Source organism: Streptomyces sp. NPDC001914 (genome assembly GCF_042891215.1).
In the GTDB taxonomy this organism is placed as follows: Bacteria; Actinomycetota; Actinomycetes; order Streptomycetales; family Streptomycetaceae; genus Streptomyces.
The window spans coordinates 319,994-340,408 of sequence record NZ_JBIASW010000006.1; the positions used below are offsets into that span (position 1 = coordinate 319,994).

General features: G+C 73.9%; 17 protein-coding genes. 7 read left to right on the forward strand and 10 right to left on the reverse strand.

The features are described 5' to 3' along the window. Nucleotides 1-61: 61 nt before the first annotated feature. The gene (locus ACFYYF_RS19595; protein WP_361682275.1) at nt 62-1,141 is read left to right on the forward strand and encodes an SPFH domain-containing protein; all 1,080 of its coding nucleotides are present in this window, start codon (nt 62-64) and stop codon (nt 1,139-1,141) included. Beyond that, nucleotides 1,138-2,031 carry a hypothetical protein gene (locus tag ACFYYF_RS19600; protein ID WP_388777303.1) on the forward strand — a complete coding sequence of 298 codons (894 nt, stop codon included), beginning with the start codon at nt 1,138-1,140 and terminating at the stop codon, nt 2,029-2,031. Before ACFYYF_RS19595 ends, ACFYYF_RS19600 begins: the two co-directional genes overlap by 4 nt. A gap of 523 nt (nt 2,032-2,554) precedes the next feature. On the opposite strand, the gene ACFYYF_RS19605 is transcribed toward ACFYYF_RS19600, so the two are convergent. From ACFYYF_RS19605 to ACFYYF_RS19615, 3 genes are all read right to left on the reverse strand, one after another. Next, on the reverse strand, nt 2,555-5,098 hold the full coding sequence (locus ACFYYF_RS19605; RefSeq protein WP_388777306.1) for a polynucleotide kinase-phosphatase: 2,544 nt from the start codon (nt 5,096-5,098) through the stop codon (nt 2,555-2,557). Further along, nucleotides 5,095-6,588 carry a 3' terminal RNA ribose 2'-O-methyltransferase Hen1 gene (locus ACFYYF_RS19610; RefSeq protein ID WP_388777309.1) on the reverse strand — a complete coding sequence of 498 codons (1,494 nt, stop codon included), beginning with the start codon at nt 6,586-6,588 and terminating at the stop codon, nt 5,095-5,097. The genes ACFYYF_RS19605 and ACFYYF_RS19610 overlap by 4 nt, the downstream gene beginning before the upstream one ends. 350 nt (nt 6,589-6,938) lie before the next feature. Continuing rightward, nucleotides 6,939-7,556, reverse strand: a complete 618-nt coding sequence (locus tag ACFYYF_RS19615; RefSeq protein ID WP_388777312.1) for a TetR/AcrR family transcriptional regulator — start codon at nt 7,554-7,556, stop codon at nt 6,939-6,941. Between the two features lie 183 nt (nt 7,557-7,739). On the opposite strand from ACFYYF_RS19615, the gene ACFYYF_RS19620 reads away from it, so the two are divergent. Both ACFYYF_RS19620 and ACFYYF_RS19625 read left to right on the forward strand, forming a co-directional pair. After that, nucleotides 7,740-8,456 (forward strand): SDR family oxidoreductase, encoded by a 717-nt coding sequence (locus ACFYYF_RS19620; protein WP_365481804.1) that lies wholly within the window; start codon nt 7,740-7,742, stop codon nt 8,454-8,456. 74 nt (nt 8,457-8,530) lie between these two features. Further along, nucleotides 8,531-9,454, forward strand: coding sequence for an LLM class F420-dependent oxidoreductase (locus tag ACFYYF_RS19625; protein WP_361681832.1), 924 nt, complete (start codon nt 8,531-8,533; stop codon nt 9,452-9,454). Between the two features lie 132 nt (nt 9,455-9,586). Here ACFYYF_RS19625 and ACFYYF_RS19630 read toward each other — a convergent pair whose 3' ends face one another. From ACFYYF_RS19630 to ACFYYF_RS19645, 4 genes are all read right to left on the reverse strand, one after another. Continuing rightward, nucleotides 9,587-10,066 carry a DUF6099 family protein gene (locus tag ACFYYF_RS19630; RefSeq protein WP_361681829.1) on the reverse strand — a complete coding sequence of 160 codons (480 nt, stop codon included), beginning with the start codon at nt 10,064-10,066 and terminating at the stop codon, nt 9,587-9,589. A 193-nt stretch (nt 10,067-10,259) separates the two neighbouring features. After that, nucleotides 10,260-10,592 carry a nucleotide pyrophosphohydrolase gene (locus tag ACFYYF_RS19635; protein ID WP_361681826.1) on the reverse strand — a complete coding sequence of 111 codons (333 nt, stop codon included), beginning with the start codon at nt 10,590-10,592 and terminating at the stop codon, nt 10,260-10,262. Then, nucleotides 10,589-11,746: an AAA family ATPase gene (locus ACFYYF_RS19640; RefSeq protein ID WP_388777315.1), complete on the reverse strand. Its 1,158-nt coding sequence runs from the start codon at nt 11,744-11,746 to the stop codon at nt 10,589-10,591. The genes ACFYYF_RS19635 and ACFYYF_RS19640 overlap by 4 nt, the downstream gene beginning before the upstream one ends. Before the next feature lie 116 nt (nt 11,747-11,862). Further along, a complete protein-coding gene (locus ACFYYF_RS19645) occupies nt 11,863-12,252 on the reverse strand; it encodes a cell division protein SepF (protein ID WP_361681820.1) in 390 nt (129 codons plus the stop codon). 175 nt (nt 12,253-12,427) lie between these two features. Here ACFYYF_RS19645 and ACFYYF_RS19650 point away from each other — a divergent pair, with 175 nt between their 5' ends. The 3 genes from ACFYYF_RS19650 to ACFYYF_RS19660 all read left to right on the forward strand — a co-directional run bounded on the left by ACFYYF_RS19650 (nt 12,428) and on the right by ACFYYF_RS19660 (nt 15,603). Continuing rightward, entirely contained in the window at nt 12,428-12,847 is a 420-nt protein-coding gene (locus ACFYYF_RS19650) for a molybdopterin-binding protein (RefSeq protein ID WP_388777316.1), read from the forward strand. Nucleotides 12,848-12,946: 99 nt separating this feature from the next. Next, the gene (locus ACFYYF_RS19655; protein ID WP_388777317.1) at nt 12,947-14,689 is read left to right on the forward strand and encodes a hypothetical protein; all 1,743 of its coding nucleotides are present in this window, start codon (nt 12,947-12,949) and stop codon (nt 14,687-14,689) included. A gap of 68 nt (nt 14,690-14,757) precedes the next feature. Further along, nucleotides 14,758-15,603 (forward strand): SDR family NAD(P)-dependent oxidoreductase, encoded by an 846-nt coding sequence (locus ACFYYF_RS19660; protein ID WP_388777320.1) that lies wholly within the window; start codon nt 14,758-14,760, stop codon nt 15,601-15,603. 66 nt (nt 15,604-15,669) lie between these two features. On the opposite strand, the gene ACFYYF_RS19665 is transcribed toward ACFYYF_RS19660, so the two are convergent. From ACFYYF_RS19665 to ACFYYF_RS19675, 3 genes are all read right to left on the reverse strand, one after another. Further along, nucleotides 15,670-16,905, reverse strand: coding sequence for a VWA-like domain-containing protein (locus ACFYYF_RS19665; RefSeq protein ID WP_388777322.1), 1,236 nt, complete (start codon nt 16,903-16,905; stop codon nt 15,670-15,672). Beyond that, on the reverse strand, nt 16,902-18,263 hold the full coding sequence (locus tag ACFYYF_RS19670; RefSeq protein WP_388777324.1) for an AAA family ATPase: 1,362 nt from the start codon (nt 18,261-18,263) through the stop codon (nt 16,902-16,904). The genes ACFYYF_RS19665 and ACFYYF_RS19670 overlap by 4 nt, the downstream gene beginning before the upstream one ends. 156 nt (nt 18,264-18,419) lie before the next feature. After that, nucleotides 18,420-20,186 carry a hypothetical protein gene (locus ACFYYF_RS19675; RefSeq protein WP_388777326.1) on the reverse strand — a complete coding sequence of 589 codons (1,767 nt, stop codon included), beginning with the start codon at nt 20,184-20,186 and terminating at the stop codon, nt 18,420-18,422. Nucleotides 20,187-20,415: the final 229 nt, after the last annotated feature.

A 20,415-nucleotide genomic window follows, 5' to 3' on the forward strand; every position in this document is an offset into this window, starting at 1 on the left:
CTCGATGACGACAACGAAGGACGCGGGACCGCCGGGACCGACCGGCGGCGAGGGGGTACTCATGGCCGACATCACGCGACGGCTCGGCTGGCGCCATCTGCGGGGGGCGCCCACCGCCCACATCCGGCACCACAGGTCGGGGCAGCTGGTCCACGACGGACCCGGGCTCAGCTTCTGGTACCGCTCACTGACCGCGGCGCTCTCCGAGGTCCCGGTCGACGACCGCGAGCTGGCGATGACCTTCCACGCCCGGACGTCCGACTTCCAGGACGTCGCGGTGCAGGCGACCGTCACCTACCGCATCAGCGACCCCGCGGTCGCGGCCGCCCGCATCGACTTCTCCATAGACCCCGACTCCGGCGCCTGGCGCGGCACCCCGCTGGAACAGCTCGGCTCGCTGCTGACCGAGACGGCCCAGCAGCACGCGCTCGACGTACTGGCCAGGACGTCACTGGCGTCCGCCCTGGTCGACGGCGTCGCGGCGGTGCGGGAGCGGATCGCCGAGGGCCTCGCCGCCGAACCCCGGCTGCCCGCCACCGGCATCGAGGTGGTCGCGGTACGGGTCGTCGCGCTGCGCCCGGAACCCGAGGTGGAACGGGCGCTGCGCACCCCCGCGCGTGAGCAGATCCAGCAGGACGCGGACAAGGCCACGTACGAACGCCGGGCGGTCGCCGTCGAGCGGGAGCGTGCCATCGCCGAGAACGAACTCGCCAGCCGGATCGAACTCGCCCGGCGCGAGGAGCAGTTGGTCGACCAGCAGGGCACGAACGCCCGCCGCGAGGCGGAGGAGCACGCGGCGGCGGACGCGGTGCGCGCCGGGGCGGAGGCGGCCCGCACCGTCCGGCTGGCCGAGGCGGAGGCCACCCGGTCGCTGCGGCTCGCCGAGGCGGAGGCCACGCGCAAGGTACGGCTCGCGGGGGCCGAGGCGCAGGCGGCGCGCGAGGTCGGCGCGGCGCGTGCCGATGCCCAGGCGGCCTGGCTGCGGGTCCACGGCGACGTCGACGTCGCCACGCTGCACGCCCTGACCGGCAGCCGGCTCGCCGAGAACCTGCCGCGGATCGAGAACCTCACGCTCTCGCCGGACGTCCTCACCGGGCTGCTCGCCAAGCTGGGCAACGGAAGCGCCGGGGACCCGGCGTGAGTCTCGCTCCCCGGGTCGTCCTCGTCCACCGGACCACGGAGTACGAGGAGTTGACGGCCCGGCACGGCACGCACGGGCAGGCGGCGTTCTTCCTGTCCTCACGTGGCCGGGACATCGCGGAGGTCGCCGAGCGGCACCGGCGCTCCCGCGAGGCGCTGGCCGCGGTCGTGTCGGCCATTCCGCTGACCTGGCGTCAGGCACGCGTGGAACGGGCCGACCTGGACCGCTTCCTGTTCGCTCCGGAGGACGTGGTGGTCGTGGTCGGCCAGGACGGGCTGGTCGCGAACGTCGCCAAGTACCTGACGGGCCAGCCGGTGGTGGGGATCGACGCCGACCCCGGGCGCAATCCGGGCGTGCTCGTGCGGCACCGGCCCGCGGACGCGGCGGCGCTGCTCGCCTCGGCGCACGGGGGCGGCGCGGACGAGCTGACCATGGTCGAGGCGGTCGCGGACGACACCCAGCGGCTGGTCGCGCTCAACGAGATCTATCTGGGGGCCGCGGGCCATCAGACGGCCCGCTATCGCCTGGGGCTCGACGAGTACGGGGGTGCCGTCGAGCCCCAGGCGTCCTCCGGGGTGCTGGTGGGGACCGGGACCGGGGCCACCGGCTGGCTCCGGTCGGTGTGGCAGGAGCGGGGCGAGCGGCTGCCGCTGCCGGGGCCCACGGACGAGCGCCTGCTGTGGTTCGTCCGGGAGGCCTGGCCCTCGCCGGCCACGGGCACCTCGCTCGTGGCCGGCGAGCTCACCGGGGCCGGGCGGCTGTCCCTCACGGTGGAGTCGGACCGGCTCATCGTGTTCGGGGACGGGATGGAGGGGGATGCGGTGGAGCTGGTCTGGGGCCAGACCGTGCAGGTGGGTGTGGCTGGGGTTCGGCTCCGCCTGGTCGGCTGAGGCTCGCTCCGCTCCCTCACCGACCCCGGCCGCGCCGAACCCCGCCGGGCCCCGCCGCCCCGGACCGGGCTCACCCCGGCCGGGGTGGGTTTCGGCTGCCCGTCCGGTGGGGGCCGGCCGCGCCGTTCCCCGCGCCCCTGACGGGGCTTCTGCCGCGCCGGGGACTACCGGTCCCGGTGGGTTCGGGTTCGGCCGCCCCTCCGGTGGGGGCTGGGCGCGCAGTTCCCCGCGCCCCTGACGGGGCTTCCCCCCACCTGGGGGCGTGGCAGCCCGCCCGGCAAGGGCCGCGTTCGGCTGTCCGCCCGGTGGGGGCCGGGCGCGCAGTTTCCCGCGCCCCCAAAGGGGCCCGCCCCGCCCGCGGACGTAGGGACCCGCCCGGCAAGGGCCCCGCGTTCGGCTGCCCGTCCGGTGGGGGCCGGCCGCGCCGTTCCCCGCGCCCCTGACGGGGCTCGCCCCGCCCGGGGACGTGGCAGCGCGCCCCCAAAGGGGGCTTCCCGCGGCCGGGGTGAGGAGGGTGTACCCGCTACAGGCGGGGGTCGACCGGTTCGGATTCCAGGGACAGGACTCCGAAGACCGCCTCGTGGACTCGCCACAGGGGTTCGCCCTCGGCCAGGCGGTCCAGGGCTTCGAGGCCCAGTGCGTACTCCCGGATGGCCAGGGACCGCTTGTGGTTGAGGAAGCGGCCGCGCAGCCGGGCCAGGTTCTCCGGGCGGGTGTACTCGGGACCGTAGATGATCCGCAGGTACTCGCGGCCCCGGCACTTGATGCCGGGCTGCACCAGACGTCCGTGCTCGCCGCGCACCACCGCGCCGACGGGCTTGACGACCATGCCCTCGCCGCCCCGGCCGGTCATCTCCAGCCACCAGTCGACACCGGCCCGCACCGACTCCGGGTCGGCGGTGTCGACGAAGAGCCGCCGGGTGGTGTGCAGCAGTCCGCTCCCGTCGTTCTCCACGAGCCGGTCGATCAGGGCGAGTTGTTCGTCGTGCGGCAGCGCGGCGAGGCTCCGGCCCTGGACCGCCAGGATCTGGAACGGTGCGAGGCGGACGCCGTCGAGGCCGTCGGTGGTCCAGCAGTAGCGCCGGTACGCGTCCGTGAACGCGGCGGCGTCCGTGGCCCGTTCACGCTGGCGTGCCAGCAGGTCCGTGACGTCGATGCCCCGCGCCGCCGCCCCTTCGAGCGCGGCCACGACTCCCGGGAACACCGCCCCGGACGCGGCGCCGACAGCGGCGTACTGACTGCGCAGCAGCCCGGACGCCTTCAGCGACCACGGCATCAACTCGGCGTCCAGCAGCACCCAGTCGGTGCCCAGCTCCTCCCACAGCCCGGCCTCGGTCGCGGCGGCGCGCACCCGGCCGAGGATTTCCTCGGTGACGGCGGCGTCGTCGAAGAAGGGGCGGCCCGTACGGGTGTACAGCGACCCGGTGGGGCCGTCGACCCCGAACCGCTCGCGTGCCACGTCCGCGTCCCGGCAGACCAGGGCCACCGCCCGCGACCCCATGTGCTTCTCCTCGCACACGACCCGTCCGACGCCGTCCTCCCGGAACTGGGCGAAGGCCTCGGCGGGGTGCTCCAGATAGCCCTCGACGTGCGAGGTGGCAGTGGGGGCCATGGTCGGGGGCAGGTACGGGAGCAGGCGGGGGTCCACCGCGAAACGGCTCATGACCTCCAGTGCCGCGGCCGCGTTCTCCTCACGGACGGCCACCCGCCCGGCGTGCCGGGTCTCGACGGCCCGGCGTCCGTGCACGTCGGCCAGGTCCAGCGGACGGCCCTCGTGACCGCCGGGCGCCTCGGTGGCCAGCGGCTTGGCCGGCTCGTACCAGACCCGTTCGGCGGGTACGTCGACCAGCTCGCGCTCCGGCCAGCGCAGGGCGCTGAGCTTGCCGCCGAACACGGCGCCGGTGTCCAGGCAGATGGTGTTGTTGAGCCAGGTCGCGGTGGGAACGGGGGTGTGTCCGTACACCACCGCCGCGCGGCCCCGGTAGTCCTCCGCCCACGGATAGCGCACGGGCAGCCCGAACTCGTCGGTCTCCCCCGTCGTGTCGCCGTACAGCGCGTGCGAGCGCACCCGGCCCGAGGTGCGGCCGTGGTACTTCTCGGGCAGACCGGCGTGGCACACGACCAGGCGTCCGCCGTCGAGGACGTAGTGACTGACCAGTCCGTCGACGAACTCCCGCACCGAGGCCCGGAACTCCTCGCTCTGCGCGTCCATCTGCTCGATGGTCTCGGCGAGTCCGTGCGTGTGCTGGACCTGGCGGCCCTTGAGATAACGGCCGAGCTTGTTCTCGTGGTTGCCGGGCACGCACAGGGCGTTGCCGGAGCCGACCATGGACATCACGCGGCGCAGCACGCCGGGCGAGTCCGGACCGCGGTCGACGAGGTCGCCCACGAACACGGCCGTACGGCCCTCGGGGTGCACACCGTCGACGTAGCCGAGCTTGCCGAGCAGGGTCTCCAGCTCCGAGGCGCAGCCGTGGATGTCACCGACGATGTCGAACGGGCCGGTGAGGTGGGTCAGGTCGTTGAACCGCTTCTCGGTCACGACGGTCGCGTTCTCGGCGTCCGCCACCCCGCGCAGGACGTGCACCTTGCGGAAGCCCTCACGCTCCAAGGAGCGCAGGGAACGCCGCAGTTCGCGGATGTGGCGCTGGATCACCCGGCGCGGCATGCCGGCGCGGTCGGTGCGCGCCGCGTTGCGTTCGGCGCAGACCTCCTCGGGCGTGTCGAGCACGATGGCGATGGGCAGCACGTCGTACTTCCTGGCCAGCTCGATCAACTGGCGGCGGCTGTCCTGCTGGACGCTGGTGGCGTCGACGACGGTCCGGCGGCCGGCCGCGAGCCGCTTGCCGGCGATGTAGTGCAGGACGTCGAAGGCGTCGCCGCTGGCGCTCTGGTCGTTCTCGTCGTCGGCGACCAGACCTCGGCAGAAGTCGCTGGAGATGACCTCCGTCGGCTTGAAGTGCCGCCGCGCGAAGGTGGACTTGCCGGAGCCGGAGGCGCCGATCAGCACCACGAGGGAGAGGTCGGTGACGGGCAGGACCCGCCCCTGTTCGGTCTGCTCGCTCATGCGGCCTTCTCCTCCTTCGCGTTCGGGGTGCCGGTGTTTCCGGTCGTGCCGGTGGCCTGGGTGAAGACGGCCATCTGGGTGGGCGGGCCGACCTCGGGATCGTCGAGGCCGACGGGGGTGAACTCCACGTCGTATCCGTGCCGTTCGGCGACCGTGCCGGCCCAGGAGCGGAACTCCTCGCGGGTCCACTCGAATCGGTGGTCGCCGTGCCGGGAGTGGCCGGCCGGCAGGGTCTCCCAGCGGACGTTGTACTCGACGTTCGGGGTCGTCACGAGGACGGTCCGCGGGCGGGCGGAGCCGAACACCGCGTACTCCAGGGCGGGCAGCCGGGGCAGGTCGAGGTGCTCGATCACCTCGCTGAGCACGGCGGCGTCGTATCCCTTGAGGCGGCGGTCGGTGTAGGCGAGCGAACCCTGCAGGAGCCGGACGCGGGCGGCCTGCCGCTCGCCCATGCGGTCGAGCTTGAGGCGGCGCGAGGCGATGGTGAGCGCGCGCATCGACACGTCGACGCCGACGATCTCGGTGAACCGCGTGTCCTTGAGCAGGGCCTGCACCAACTGGCCCTGTCCGCAGCCGAGATCGAGGACGCGGCTCGCACCGGAGGCGTGCAGCGCGGCGAGGATCGCGTCCCGGCGCTGCACGGCGAGCGGCACCGGCTTCTCCTCGGTGTCGGTCTCCTCGTCGACGGCGTTGTCGATCTCCTCGACCGCGATGTCGTCGGTCTCGGCGAGCCGGGCGAGTTCCAGCCGCTCCAGGGCCTGGCGGGTCAGCGACCAGCGCCGGGAGAGATAGCGGCTGGTGATCAGCTTCTGCTCCGGGTGGTCCTGAAGCCAGCCCTCGCCCGCCCGCAGCAGCTTGTCGACCTCGTCGGGCGCCACCCAGTAGTGCTTGGCGTCGTCGAGGACCGGGAGCAGTACGTACAGGTGCCGCAGCGCCTCGGCGACCGTCAGCTCACGGGACTCCAGCTCCAGGCGTACGTAGCGGGAGTCGCCCCACTCCGGGAAGCGCTCGTCGAGCGGCACGGCCTCGGCCGTCACCGTCCAGCCCAGCGGCTCGAACAGCCCTCGTACGAGCTCGGCGCCGCCGCGCGCGGGCAGCGCGGGCACCTCGACGCGCAGAGGCCTGGTCTCGGCGGGCAGCTCGGGCCGGGCGTTGCACTGGCCCTTCATCGCGCTGGAGAACACGGCGCTGAGCGCCACGGCGAGCAGCGAGGAGGCGGCGTACGGGCGGTCGTTGACGTACTGCGCGAGGGCCGCGTCGGGAGCGCCGCCGCGCCCCTTCCCCTTGCCCCGCCGGACCAGCGCCACCGGGTCGACCTCGAGGATCAGGGCCGCCGTGCACCGCTCGGCGGTCGCCTCGGGGTAGATCACGTGCGCCGTGCCGTACGAGGTCGAGAACTTCTGCGCGTTGTCGGGATGCTTGTGCAGCAGAAAGCCGAGGTCGGTCGCGGGCCGCTCTGGGGTACCGGTGGTACTGATCGTCAGGAACACGGTGTCTCTGCCTCGAAACGTCTTCTGAGCTGTGCGGACCCGGCCGTTCGTCCGGTCGGCGCGCAGCGCGCGTCCGCCGGGCGCCGTCGGGCCACAGCGTGGGCGAGCGCGCCTCGGCCGCCGCCGCTCCCGGCTTCTCCGCAGCCCCGCGTGGCCCCCGGCCACGCCGCGCCGCGGCCGACCGCAGGGGCGACGCCTGCCCTCGGCGCGCCCCCACAACGTACAGCGGAAGCCGCAGGTGGACCCGGGGTTTTTCACCGCGCTCGGACGGCGCGGGCGGGGCCGGCCGGGGGCTTCCGGGCGACTCGACCACGGGCGTCCGGACCGGGCGTACGGAGGGTCCGGGCAGGTCAGCCCGAGGTTTCCGGGGCCCGGGGTGCGGTGTCGTTCATGCCCGCGCCGGTGAGCAGGGCGGTGGCGGTGGCGAGGGCGAGGCCGTCGAGGCCCTGGCCCTGCATGACGGCCCGGACGCCCGATCCGTCGAAGGTGACGGTCAGTTGGCGCGCCAGAAGCTCGGGGTCCCCGGCTCCGCCGCGCGCCGCCTCCTGCCGGAAGAACGCGGTCAGCTGGTCCTTGCAGCGGCGGGCCACCAGGCTCGCGGGGTGGTCCGGTGCCTTCAGTTCGGCGGTCACGGCCACGAAGGGGCAGCCGCGGTAGTCCGGGCGCGCCGCCGTCTCCTCCAGTCGCTCGAAGACGTGCAGGATGCGATCACGCGGCGCCCGGTCGTCGTCGTCGGGAGGCAGCAGGAAGGCCAGGTAAGCGGGCGCGCTGCGCTCCAGGCTCGCCGCGAGCACGCTGTCCTTGCTGTCGAAGAGCTGGTACATCGAGCGCTTGGACACCCCCGCGACCCGGCACAGCGCCTCGACACCGACGCCGACGCCCTCGCGGTAGAAGAGCTCCGCCGCGGCGTCGAGCAGTCGGTCGCGGGTCGGTGAACCGGCGGTCGCGGTCGAGGTCGCCTGTGTCATGGGCCCAGCTTACGTTCTCCGCTTGCCTTTCGGAAACCGATCGGTTTACAGTGCGGGCACCGACAGAAAACCGATCGGTTTACGATGAGGCGGGGACGGGCCGGACGCGACGGAGGCCACGGCCGACCGCCCCTCGACCGCTTCGTCTCCCCGATTCCCGGCGGACCTCAGAAGGAGAAGCTCATGACCAGCATCGACGGCTCGGTGGCGCTCGTGACGGGCGGCAGCCGAGGTATCGGCAAGGCCCTCGTGGACGCCCTCTACGAACGCGGCGCCCGGAAGGTCTACGCGACGGCCCGCGACCCGCGGACCGTCGCGCATCCCGACGCGGTGCCGCTGGCCCTGGAGGTCACCGACCCTGCGTCGGTCGCGGCCGCGGCCGCGCAGGCGCAGGACGTCACCATCCTGATCAACAACGCGGGCGCGACGACCCCCACGTCCTTCCTGGACTCGCCCGTCGAGGACGTACGGCGCGAGTTCGACATCAACTTCTTCGGACCGCTCCTCACCACCCGGGCCTTCGTGCCCGTCCTGGAGCGCAACGGCGACGGACACATCCTCACCGTCCACTCGGTGCTGTCCTGGGTCACGGTGCCCGGCGCCGACGGCTACAGCGCCGCCAAGGCCGCCCTGTGGTCCCAGAGCAACGCCCTGCGGCTGGAGCTCCAGCCGCGCGGCATCAAGGTCACCGGGCTGCACGTCGGTTACGTCGACACGGACCTGACCGCGAGCCTCGACGTGCCCAAGGTCTCCGCGCACAGCGTCGCCGGCCAGGCGCTCGACGGGATCGAGACCGACGCGCACGAAGTCCTCGCCGACGCGCTCACCCGCCAGGTCAAGGCCGGTCTCTCCGGTGAGGTGAGCGACCTGTACCCGCAGCTGGCGGTGCAGCGGTGGTAGCCCCGCGCGAGGAGGGGCCCCGGCGCCAGCGGTTCGGCACGGGACGGCTGTTGTGACCGGTGCATGATGGATACATGGATCTTCGAGTCTTCACAGAACCGCAGCAAGGCGCGACCTACGAGACGCTGCTCCGCGTCGCCAAGGCCGCCGAAGACCTCCATTACGGAGCCTTCTTCCGCTCTGATCACTATGTGCACATGGGATCCGTCGACGGGCTCCCCGGCCCCACCGACGCGTGGATCACCCTGGCCGGCATCGCCCGCGAGACGAGCCGCATCCGCCTGGGTACGTTGATGACCGCCGGAACCTTTCGCCTCCCCGGCGTCCTGGCCATCCAGGTCGCCCAGGTCGACCAGATGTCGGGCGGCCGTGTCGAACTCGGGCTGGGTGCCGGCTGGTACGAGGCCGAGCACACGGCGTACGGCATTCCCTTCCCGAAGGAGAAGTTCGGCCGGCTGGAGGAGCAACTGGCCGTCGTCACCGGGCTGTGGAGCACGCCGGTCGGCGAGCGATTCACCTTCGACGGAACGTATTACCAGCTCAAGGACTCGCCCGCGCTGCCCAAGCCCGCGCAGGCGAAGGTGCCCGTCCTGATCGGCGGCCACGGAGCCCGGCGGACCCCCGCTCTCGCGGCACGCTACGCCGACGAGTTCAACATCCCCTTCGCCTCGGTCGCGGACACCGAGCAGCAGTTCGGCCGGGTCCGCGCGGCGCTGGGACAGGCAGGGCGCAAGCCCGACGAACTCGTCTACTCCAACGCCCTGGTGGTGTGCGTCGGCCGTACGGACGGCGAGGTACGGCGACGGGCGGACGCCATCGGCCGCGACGTCGACGAGCTGAAGGCCAACGGGCTCGCGGGCTCGCCGGCGGAGGTCGTCGAACGCATCTCCCGCTATCAGGCGGTGGGTTCACAGCGGATGTACCTCCAGATGCTGGACCTCGCCGACCTGGACCACCTGGACCTGATCGCCTCCGAGGTGGCCCCGCAGCTCGGCTGACCGGCGAACACCACGAGCGGTTCCGGTCGGGCGACGCGCCACGACCGGGGCCGGTTCCCCGGCGAGGCCCGGGGTCTCGTGGGGCAGCGGGAAGCGGCCGACGGCCTTCGGTACGGCGGGCTCGCCAGGTGGCTAGCCCGCGGCCGTGTCCCGTTCCACCACGCGTTTCTCGTCCCGCACCGCGAGGCGTCTCAGCATCTCCAGGACGCGGTCGCGGGACTCGTCCGCCGCGTCGATCGCCTCCATGCACTGCCAGTACGTCCCCTCGTCGTCCGCCGCGCAGGCGATGCCGACCAGGGCTATGCCGACCTCGGCGAGGAGGCCGCCGAGACAGAGCAGGGCCTCGCGCGCGTCGCCCAGCTCCGTGAGCTGGGCGGCCCGTAAGACCCCGACCCCGAGGGCGTGGTCGCCGAGGATTCCGCAGCCACGGCCCGCCAGCTCGGTCAACCCCAGCGCCTCGCCCCGGAGTTCAGGGGGCCCGGACACGGCGAGGCGGCTGCCGATCGCCTGTGCCAGGGAATGCCCCTGCCACGCCTCCGCCATGACCTCCGGAGTCTCGCCGCTCTCCGCCAGGGCACGTCTGCTCGCCACGATGAGCCGCACCGCTTCCATGCGCTGCCCCCGTCTGTCCGACGCGCTCGCGCACGTCCACCCGAACTCCCTTGTTCACTACCCAGAGTGAAGTCGGTTGAGACGAAAAGCCAGAGGAAGCCCGAAATCTGTGGACACGGAATTGCATCGGAGTGCGGAAATGACTACAGAGAGTACCTAATTCCACTTTGCGGGCCGTGCGACCGCCGGTCCGTCAGGGTTTCTCCGGCACCGGGAAGCGCCGCTCGTTCCGGTCGATCTTCGCGTCGAGGGCGGCGAGCGGATCGACGCCCAGCACCTCGCAGAACTGGAGGAGGTACGCGAGGACGTCCGCGACCTCGTCGGTGACGCGGTGCGCGGTGTCCGGGTCCTCCATCACGCGGGCCGATTCCTCCGGCGTCAACCACTGGAAGATCTCGACGAGTTCGGACGCCTCCACGCTCAGGGCGGCGACCAGGTTCTTGGGGGTGTGGTACGGCTGCCAGTTCCGCGCGGCCGCGAACTCGGCCAGTCTGCGCTGCAGCGTCGCTACGTCCAGTTCACTCACGGCGTCAGGTCTATCACCGTGACACCGGCCGTTCCGAGCGCGTGCGTCCCCTCGCTCACCGCGCCCAGCAGCCGGATGTGCCCCCGCTCGCACATCCGGGCCGCCAGCCGCACCAGTTCCCCGGCCTGCCCGGAATCCAGTCCGCGGTCGAATCCGTCGGCCAGGACCGTCAGCGCCTGGAGCGCGGCGGGCACCTCGCCCGCCGGGTCGACCTCCAGGACACCGGGCCCGGTGAGCAGCACCAGGGCGAGCGCGAGATACCGCAACTCGCCGTCCCCGAGCAGCCCGAGCGGCGTACGGACACCGTCGCCGCGGTCGAGGAGCGCGCGGACCGTGCCGTCGCCGAGCACGTCGGCGAGGACGTCCGTGACCGGACCGGCGCATCCGGCGCGCACCGCCGCGACCAGGTGGGCGTACCGGTGGCCGCACTCCGACCGGGTGCGCCACAGCACTTCGGCGAGGTTCCCGCAGCCGCGCAGCAGCCGGCCCGGGCCGAGCGGGGCGGGGGCCCGCATGGAGTCCGGGTCCGGATCGCAGACGTAGACGGACCGCAGGGCGAGCACCACCTGCTCGGCCGCGGCCAGGACATGACGCTCCCCCGCGGTGCGGCCCGCGACGCGCAGGGGCAGCAGCGCGGTGCCGAGGCGGTCGTCGGGGAGCGGGACCCGCGTCACCGCCGAGGACCCGCCGGTGTGCCAGGCCGCCTGGACGGACGGGCGGCCCGGATCGCGCAGGGCCGTCTCCAGCAGCGTCCGCCCGCCCGCCGACAACCGCTCGCCCACGACGCGCAGTTCGGGTTCGGCCTGGACCGCGACGTCGAGCCGGACCGGGCCTTCGGGGCCGTCGACCGTGCAGCCGATGCGGAAGCCCCGGCGGTGCTGGGCGTCGGGCCGGGACCGTTCGGGCACGCAGGCGACCGGGTCCGGGAACACCTCCGCGAGCCCGGCTCCCGCACCGAGCCGCGCCAGCGCCTCGTAGGCGCGCAGTACGGCCGTCTTGCCGCTGCCGCTCGGGCCGGTGACCAGGGTGAGGGGCCCGAGCGGGAACCGGAGGCGGCGGTGGGCGGCGAAGGCGGCGAGCCGCAGCTCGGTGACACCCGGACGGACCGGGCGCGCCGCCACCGCCGTGGGGGCTTCCGGTGAGGACAGAGTCATATGCGGACGGTAAGCCGCCGCCCCGGGGCGAACCGTTACACCCGGTGGACCTTCCTACGATCGGGGGACGCGGCCCCCGATCGGGGTCGGGCACTGTCCGCGCGGCGCACCAGGGTTCAGAGGCCGGGAACGCCGACCCCCTCCATCAGACCGCGCACCTCGGTGCCCGGGGGCGTCAGCAGGAAGACGTTCCGGTCGACCCGGTGCATACCGCTGGCCAGGCCGAAGACCACACCCGTGCTGAAGTCCAGGACCCGCTTGGCGACTTCGGTCTCCGCGCCGGTCAGGTCGAGGAGCACCGGGACGCCGGACATGAGCGTCTCGGCGACGTCGCGGGCGTCCGCGAAGACGTTCACCCGCAGGACCACGAAACGGCGTCGCGTCTCGGTCGCGGCCTCGGGTATCGACCGGTGACGGACCGCGGACGGCCAGGCGTCCCGGCCGCGCAACGGAACGACCTGGGCGAGCCCTTCCCACTGTTCATCGGTGACGTCGTGGCCGTTCATCGATCCACCCCGTCCTGGCTCGCACTCGTAGTCTGCACCGGGCAATTCTTACGCATGGTCACCCGTTCGGCCCAACAGCGACACGGTCCGCGACCCGGACCGGGAGCCGACGCGTGCGGCAAGCTACGCATATACGCCCGTATCCATCACGCAGCACGGCAAGCGAGGCCACCGCATGAGCCTGAGCATCCGCAATCAACTCCCCGGCACCGTCACGGCCGTCACCGCCGGTGAGGTGATGGCGACGGTCAGGGTCCGGCTCGACGCCGGAGGGGAGATCACCGCGGCCGTCACCCTGGAGGCCGTACAGGAGCTCGGGCTGTCCGCCGGCTCCGCCGTGCGGGCCCTGGTCAAGTCCACGGAGGTCGCCCTCGCGACCGGCCCGGTGGACGGGCTGAGCATCCGCAACCAGCTGCCGGGCACGGTCACCGACGTCACCTCCGGCGGCGCCATGGCCCGCGTCAAGGTCCGGGTCGCGGGCGGCGAACTGACCTCCGCGATCACCAGGGACGCGGTCTCGGACCTGGGTCTCTCGGAAGGTTCCGAGGTCGTCGCGCTCATCAAGTCCACCGAGGTGTCGCTGTCCAACGCCTGACGCGCCCGGTCGCCCGCGGACGGGCTCTTACTGGCCTCACACCGGACTCTTCACACCCCGCCACACCCCGCTCACCTGGGACAACTAGCGTGTCGGGCCGTGTACTCGGCAGAAACCAAGCCGGCGCCCGTCCGTCGGCAGACCTCTTCGAAGGTCTCACCCGGCGCGCCGGCCGCGCGATGGGACCCGGACGAGGCGCCCGCGCAGTGGCACCGCGTCCTGACCCTCCTGGCCGACATCAGCCTGTTCATCGGCACGCGGCCGCTGTGGGCGCAGGCCGCGAGCCACCGGCTCCTCGTGGCCGCCGTCGTCTCGCTCTGCTACGCCTCGATCCTGGCGACGGGCGTACTGACCCTCGTGGTCCGCCGGGGCCGCTCGCTGGCGCGGCTCGACCTCGTGGTCCTGGTGACCGCGGTGACGCTCGTCGTGTGCGGGCTGGTCATGAACCACCAGGGCAGCGACGAGTCGGTCCTCACCACCCGGGCCGCGCACGAGTTCCTGGCCGGCCACCAGGTCTACGGCCGCCCCTGGCCCCGGCTCTTCGGCCACGGCGTCGCCCTGACCGCGACGATGAACGGCGGCTACGACTACACGTACGGCTATCCGCCGCTCGCGCTCATGCTCACCGCGCCGCTGCTGTGGGCGGGACTCGGTCCGGCCGCCGCCACGATGGTCGGCACCGGGGCGCTGATCGCGGGCGCGGTCGTCATGTGGCGGACGCTGCCGGTGCCGTGGCGGTCCGCCGCGACGCTCGCCTGTCTCGGCTTCGGTCTGCTGCCGACGTACGCGCGGCTCGGGTATCCGGCGGTCCTCGCCTGCGCCCTGCTCGTCCCGGTGGTCCTCGGATGGCCGGGCGCGGGCCGCGGGGGTCGGGCCGACATCGTGCGGGCGGCCTGCCTCGGGGCGGCCTGCGCGGCCCAGCAACTCCCCTGGTTCCTCGCCCCGTTCCTGCTGGCCGGGGTGTACGCGCTGCGCCGCGGCGACCTGGGCGCACGGGCGGCGGCGATCGCGGTGGGCCGGATCGTCGGCGTCGCCGTCACCACCTGGCTGCTGATCAACGCGTACTTCGTGGTGAGCGAGCCGCGCGCCTGGCTCTCCGGGATCGCGCTGCCCCTCACCCAGGACGCGGACGTCCACGGACAGGGCCTGGTCGGCATCTCGCTGTACCTCACCGACGGCAGCGACCGCCTCGCCTGGTACGCGCACGCGAGCCTGCTGCTGGCGGCGGGTCTGCTGGCGCTGTCCGTGCTGTTCGTACGGCGGCTCGGACCGGCGGCGACGGTGCTGCCCTGGTGCGCGTTCTACGCGGCGACCCGTTCGCAGGACGGCTACTACCTGCTGATGACGCCGTTGTGGGTGGCCGCCGCGATCACCGCGCCCTGGCAGTCGTTCCGCACCGCCTGGCAGCCCCGGCCGGCCTTCCTGCGCGGTCCGCACCGGCGCGGGGCCCGGGTGGCCGCGGTCGCCCTGCTGCTGGCCCCGTCGGCGGCCGCGGTGGGCCTGGCGGCCACCGGGTCGCCGCCGCTGCGCATGCGGGTCACCGAGGCACGCCGCGCCGCGCACGCGCTGACCGGACTCACGGTCGGCGTCACCAACCTCGGTGCCGCGGCACTGAGTCCGCACTTCACGCTGACCACGGGCCAGGGCATGAGCCGCTACTGGTCGGTGACCTCCGGCCCCGCCACCCTGGCGGGCCACGCCTACGGCCGCTACGAACTGAGGCCCCCCGACGGGAGGTTCAGGCTCCCGCGCGCCGGCGTCCGCATCCGGCTGCGAGCCGTCTCGGCGTCACCGATGACCCTGTCGAGCACGGATCTCCACCTGCCGAAGCCCCGGTCCTGAGCCTGGTGCCGGCGAGGCGGACGTGCTGGAATGACCCGTCTCCCCGACTCGCTGGGACGGTGAAGCCCATGCCGGAACCGTCGGACCTCTCACACCGCTCGGACTTCTCGCACCGCTCAGACCTCTCACACCGCTCGGACTTCTCGCACCGGAAAGGGGTCGCGTTCGTCGCCGGCGGGACCGGCGGCATCGGCGCGGCCGTCGTGCGGATACTCGCCGAGCGGGGCAGCGACGTGGTGTTCACGTACCGCTCCAGCCGTGCGGCCGCCGACGCACTCGCCGCGGAGATCACCGCGGAGTTCGCGGACCGGGGCCGCCAACTGCACCATCTGTGCCTCGACTTGAGCGAGGAGCGGGCCGTCGCCGCCGCCGTGTCCGAGACGGCCGCCGCGCACGGCGGACTGCACACCCTCGTCCACGCGGCGGGCCCGCACGTGCCGATGGTGCACCTGAGCCGGGTCGCGCCGAGCGCGTTCCGCGCCCAACTCGACGCGGACGCAGGCGCGTTCTTCAACCTCGCGCATCCCGCGCTGCCCCTGCTGAGGGAGAGCCGGGGCAGCATCGTCGCCGTCACCACCGTGGCGACGCGCCGCTACCCGGTGCGCGACGGCCTCTCCGCGGGACCCAAGGGAGCGGTCGAGGCGGTCGCCCGCGCCCTGGCCGCCGAGGAAGGGCGCTACGGCGTCCGGGTGAACTGCGTCGGACCCGGCATGCTGACCGACGGCATCGCGGCCCGGCTGATCGGTTCCGGCGAACTCGACGAGGCCGCACTGGAGATCACCCGCCGCAACACCCCGCTGCGCCGCTTCGGCACCGCGAGGGACGTCGCCGAGGCCGTCGCGTTCCTGGCCTCGGACAGCGCGGGCTTCATCACCGGACAGGCGCTGGGGGTCGACGGCGGGTACAGCGTGTGAGCATACGCCCGACGGACGCTTCCCCCTTCCCCCCGCCCGGACCTGCCCTGCGACGCCCGGAACCCTCTAACCGATCTCGACCACACGCGCCCAGGCGGGCGGTTCGTCGGGTACGTAGTCGGGATCCTCCTCGTCCCAGGAGCCGTCCCCGCGCGGGAAGAGACCGACGACCGTCCGGCACGGGGGCCGCGATTCCGGCCAGGGGGTCTGGCCGTCGGTCAGGACCACGACGACGTCGGGGCGCGGCCGGGCCCGTAGCGCCGCGGTGAACCCCGAGCGCAGATCCGTACCGCCGCCGCCCAGGAGCGGAATCCCCTCGGCCCGGCACAGCGGGTGCGCGACCCTCGCCGCCGCGTCGCACGAGACGACACTGACCAGGTCTCGGCGGCCGCCCACGGCACGGGAGATCGCGGAGACCTCCAGCAGGGCGCTGCCCAGCTCCGCGTCGCTGACCGACCCCGAGGTGTCGATGACGACCGACACCCTCGGCGGTCTGCGGCGCAGGCTCGGCAGGACGACACCGGGCACCGAGGCCGAGCGCCGCGACGGCCGGCCGTAGGTGTAGTCCTGCCCCGCACCGGCCCCCGAGGCCGCGGAACGGACGGCGGCCCCCAGCAAATCCCGCCACGGCTGCGGCTGGTGGAACGCCTCCTCCGCCCACCGTTCCCATCCCGCCGGGCTCCGCCCGGGGCGGGCCTTGATGCCCTGCGCGACCCTGAAGCGGACCGCGTCGCGTTCCTGCGCGCTGAGGCCGTGCGCGCCCTCCGGCCCGAGGTCCCACTCCCGCTCGCGCCCGTCGGCGCCGCTGCCGCAGTCCAGCCAGGCCAGGCTCTGGGTCCGCGGCCCGAGCCGGAACTGGCGCAGATAGTCCTCCATCAGCTCGCCCTGGGGCAGCTTCAGGAACTGTGGGGTGACGGCGCCCTCGGGCCGGACGAGCCCGTCCCCGAACGCGTCGTCGTTGATCTCGCAGTCGGCGGCGATGTTCATCCGCAGCCGCTCGGCGGGCCCGGTGAGCCCGTGTTCGCGGGCGAACCGCTCGCTGCGGCCGTGGTGGTCGCGCAGCAGGTGCGACACCTCGTGCACCCAGACACCGGCCAGTTCCTCGTCGGGTGTGCGGTCCACGAACCCGGGCGAGACGTAGCACCGCCAGTACCGGTCGACGGCCATCGTCGGAACCCACCGCGACTCGACCGTGTGGAGGGCGAACAGCGCCGTCGCCAGATAGGGCCGGGCACGCGCCGCCTGCAGCCGGGCGGCGTAGAGCTTCTCCAGATCCAGAACCCCGGGCGCGGCCGTCGTCATCGGCTCGCCTCGGCGGCGACCGCGACACGGGCCGCCGCGTCGTCCGCGCGCCGGGACAGGGCCACCGCCCCGGCCAGCCGCTCGATGGACGCCGGGACGTCCCAGTCCTCCCGGCGCAGTGTCGCGAGGGTCGTCGCGGGGACGACCACCAGGTCCGGGGCTCCGGTGTCGAGCGCCCGTACGAGCAGCGCCCAGGCGGCGTCCCAGCGGGCCCGGTCGGGCCGCTTGCGGACCGCGGCCACCACGCCGTCGAGGACGGCCTGGCGCAGATCCCCCCGCTCGGGAAGGACGGCGGCCGCCGGGTCGGCGAGCAGGGTCTCGGGGTCGGGCAGGTCCATGCGGTCGACGCTCGCCAGCAGTTCCAGTCCCGGTCCGTCGCCCACGGCGCCTCTGACCAGCAGGGAGAGCACCTCTCTGGAGGAGCCGGCCGCGTTCGCGAAGGCCACGAGCCGCACGGTCGTCTCCCAGCTCCGGGGTGAGGGCCAGGCCCCGCCGCGCCGGGTCTCGCTGCTGGGCAGCCGGTGGACGAGTCCGGGGCGGGCGGCGAGGAGCCCGCACACCGCGCGGCGGGCGAAGTCCACGGCCTCCGGGAGCCGCCCGGGGTCGAGCCGGGGCAGGGTCGCCCGCGGCCAGGTGCCACCGAGCCCGCGTACGACGACCTCGTGGTCGTGGGCCCACTGGAGATGGACGAAGCGGTTGGCCAGCGGCGGGCTCAGTTCCCAGCCGTCGGCCGCCGAGGAGCGCGGGTTCGCGGCGGCCACGATCCGTACCCCGGGCGGCAGTTGAAGGGCTCCGATGCGCCGCTCCAGGACGAGGCGGAGCAGCGCGGCCTGAACCGCCGGGGGCGCGGTGGACAGTTCGTCCAGGAACAGCAGACCGCGGCCGGCCCGTACGAGCCGCACCGCCCAGTCCGGCGGGGCCATGGGCACGCCCTGCTCGGCGGGATCGTCGCCGAGGACGGGCAGCCCCGAGAAGTCGGAGGGTTCGTGGACACTGGCGATCACCGTGGTCAGGGGGAGCCCCAGCGTCTCGGCGAGCTGGGTCAGGGCGGCGGTCTTGCCGATCCCGGGCTCACCCCACAGGAGTACGGGCAGATCGGCGGCGACGGCGAGCGTCAGGGCCTCGAGCTGACTGTCGGGGCGCGGCTCGGTACCGGTGTCGCGGAGCAGGGCCGACAGGGCGTCGGCCACGTCGAGTTGGGTGGGTCCGGGCGGGGTCCCGGGGGCGCAGGCCGCGGCGGGTCGCTCGGCGTGGGCCGGTTCGGTGCCGGCGTCGGCTTCGACGTGAGCGCGGACTTCGGGTTCGAGTTCGAGTTGGGCTTTGGCTTTGGCTTCGGCGAGAGGAGCGTATGTGGGCATGTCTGATCACCTTTGGGTTCGTGAACGAGCCGCCTGGGCACGGGGCTTGGCCCTGGGGCGGTCAAATGGCTTGCGGTGTGCGGTGGACGAGCCGCCTGGGCACGGGATTTGGCCCCGGGGCGGTCAAATGGCTTGCGGTGGGGTGTGGACGGGCGGTCAGCGGCCGGTCGTGTGGCGCGGGTGGGAGCGAATGCCGGGCGGCCGGACGGGCCCCGGCCTGAGGCGGTCGGGTCCGGGTCCGGTCAGGCCCGCCCTGAACAGTCCGTAGGTGAGGCGTCGCTGCGCGGCCGCCCGGAGTTCGTCCCGCAGGGCGCCGCCACGCAGGACCGCCTCGGGGCCCAGCAGCCCTTCGACGACGGCCAGCGCACCGGCGGTGTCGCCGTGGCGCAGCCGTTCGCGGACGTCGGAGAGGCACTGCGGTTGCCGGTGCGCCTCGTCGATGACCCGGAGACAGGGAAGCGGTGTGCCGGTCAGGGCGACCAGCAGCTCCTCCCGGCGGATCTCGGCCGGATCGTGGTCGAGCGGCACGAGCACGCCGTCGACCAGACCGATCCGGTGCGAGGCTCCCCGGCACTCCACGAGGCGCGCCGCTCCCGGCGCCACCTGCCCGGCGCCACCGGAGGGACCCGGGTTCCCACCGGCGCGGGAGGGAGCCGCGTCCCCGCCGACCGCGGAGGGGGCCTCGTCCCCGCCGGCTCTGGGCGGAGCCGCGCGCCCGTGAACGCCGGACAAGGCCGCGTTGCCGCCGGAGCCGAAGGAGTCCGCGCCCCCGCCGACACCGAAGAAGGCCTTGTCCCCGGCGACCCCGGACGGAACCGCGCGCCCATGGGCGCCGAAGAAGGCCGCAGCCCCGCCTGCCCCGCCCAGGGCCGCAGGCCCGTCCAGGGAAGGCCCGCCGAGCTCGGACGGGCCGTGCCCCGGTGTCAGTGCCGAGGCGACCAGCGGATGCAGGCGTTCGGGGGCGATGGCGCCGGCGCGGATCAGGGTCAGGTCGGGCAGTTCCCACGTCGCGGCGTCGGGCAGGGCCGGCACCGTGAGGTCGCCGCCCCCGTCGGCGGGTGCTTCGGTGATCCGCAGGGCGGGCGGTCCGACCCGTGCCGGGTCCGCGACCAGCTCCAGGAGCAGCCGACGGCGGGCCCCGATCCGTACGGTGACCGTGCCGGTCGTACGGCCCTCGTCGCGCAGCACGATCGCGGCCTCCTCCGCCCACCGGCCGACGGCGCAGCCGAGGCCGGGCGGCACCGGACCCGGCGGCACCGGACCCGGCGGCACCGGACCCGGCGGCACCGGACCCGGCGAACCCGCGCTCCCCGAACGGGCGTCGCCCGGCGGCAGGTCCGCCCCGGAACGCACCCGCAGCTCGTCGGTCCTGCGGGTGTCCCACAGGTGGCGGTGCAGATCCAGGCGGTACCGGCGGCTGGGACGGGGATGCGGATGTCGGCGTGCGCCGGTGTCGAAGAAGAACCGTTCGCGGGACGTGCCCGGAGTCGCGTCCCACAGCGCGAGGCTCATCCGCTGCCCCCCGTCCGCCCAGGCCGGCGGCGTACGGACCACGAGGTGCACGGGCCGCGGGGGATCTGCGTCATCCGGCCCGGCGGCACGGTCGTACCGGGCCAGCGTGATGGTGAGACCGGGGCGCAGCAGCCCGTCGGGGGCGACTCTCGGCATGTGCCAGCGCAGCAGGTCGGGAGCCAGATGACGCAGATCGCGGCGGATCCGGGACGCCAGCTCGCGACCGTGCGTGCGGGTCAGCGAACGCAGATCGAAGTCGATGTCGACGCCGGCGGCGGCACACGCCCCCGCCCAGTCCCCGTGTCTGCGGCGGACGGTCGCGGTCTCGATCATGGTGGGCGGCACGGCGAAGTCACGCACGCGCGGCCAGAAGGAGAGGAGGGAATCCTCGTACGCGGTCGAAGTGAGCATCAGCACTCACCTTGCGCGGACGGGTCCCCCAATCTGATTGCGGAGGAAGTCATCATCGCGGCGAGCGTAACCCGACGCCGACGATCTGTCAGGTCCCTTTTCCGGCCCGCGGCGGACGCCGGACCGGTCCGGGGGGGGGGGGGCGGGGGGGGGGGCGCGCCCCCGGGGGGGGGCGGGGGGGGGGGTGGGGGGGGGGGGGGGGCGGGGGGGGCGGGGGGGGGGGGGGGCC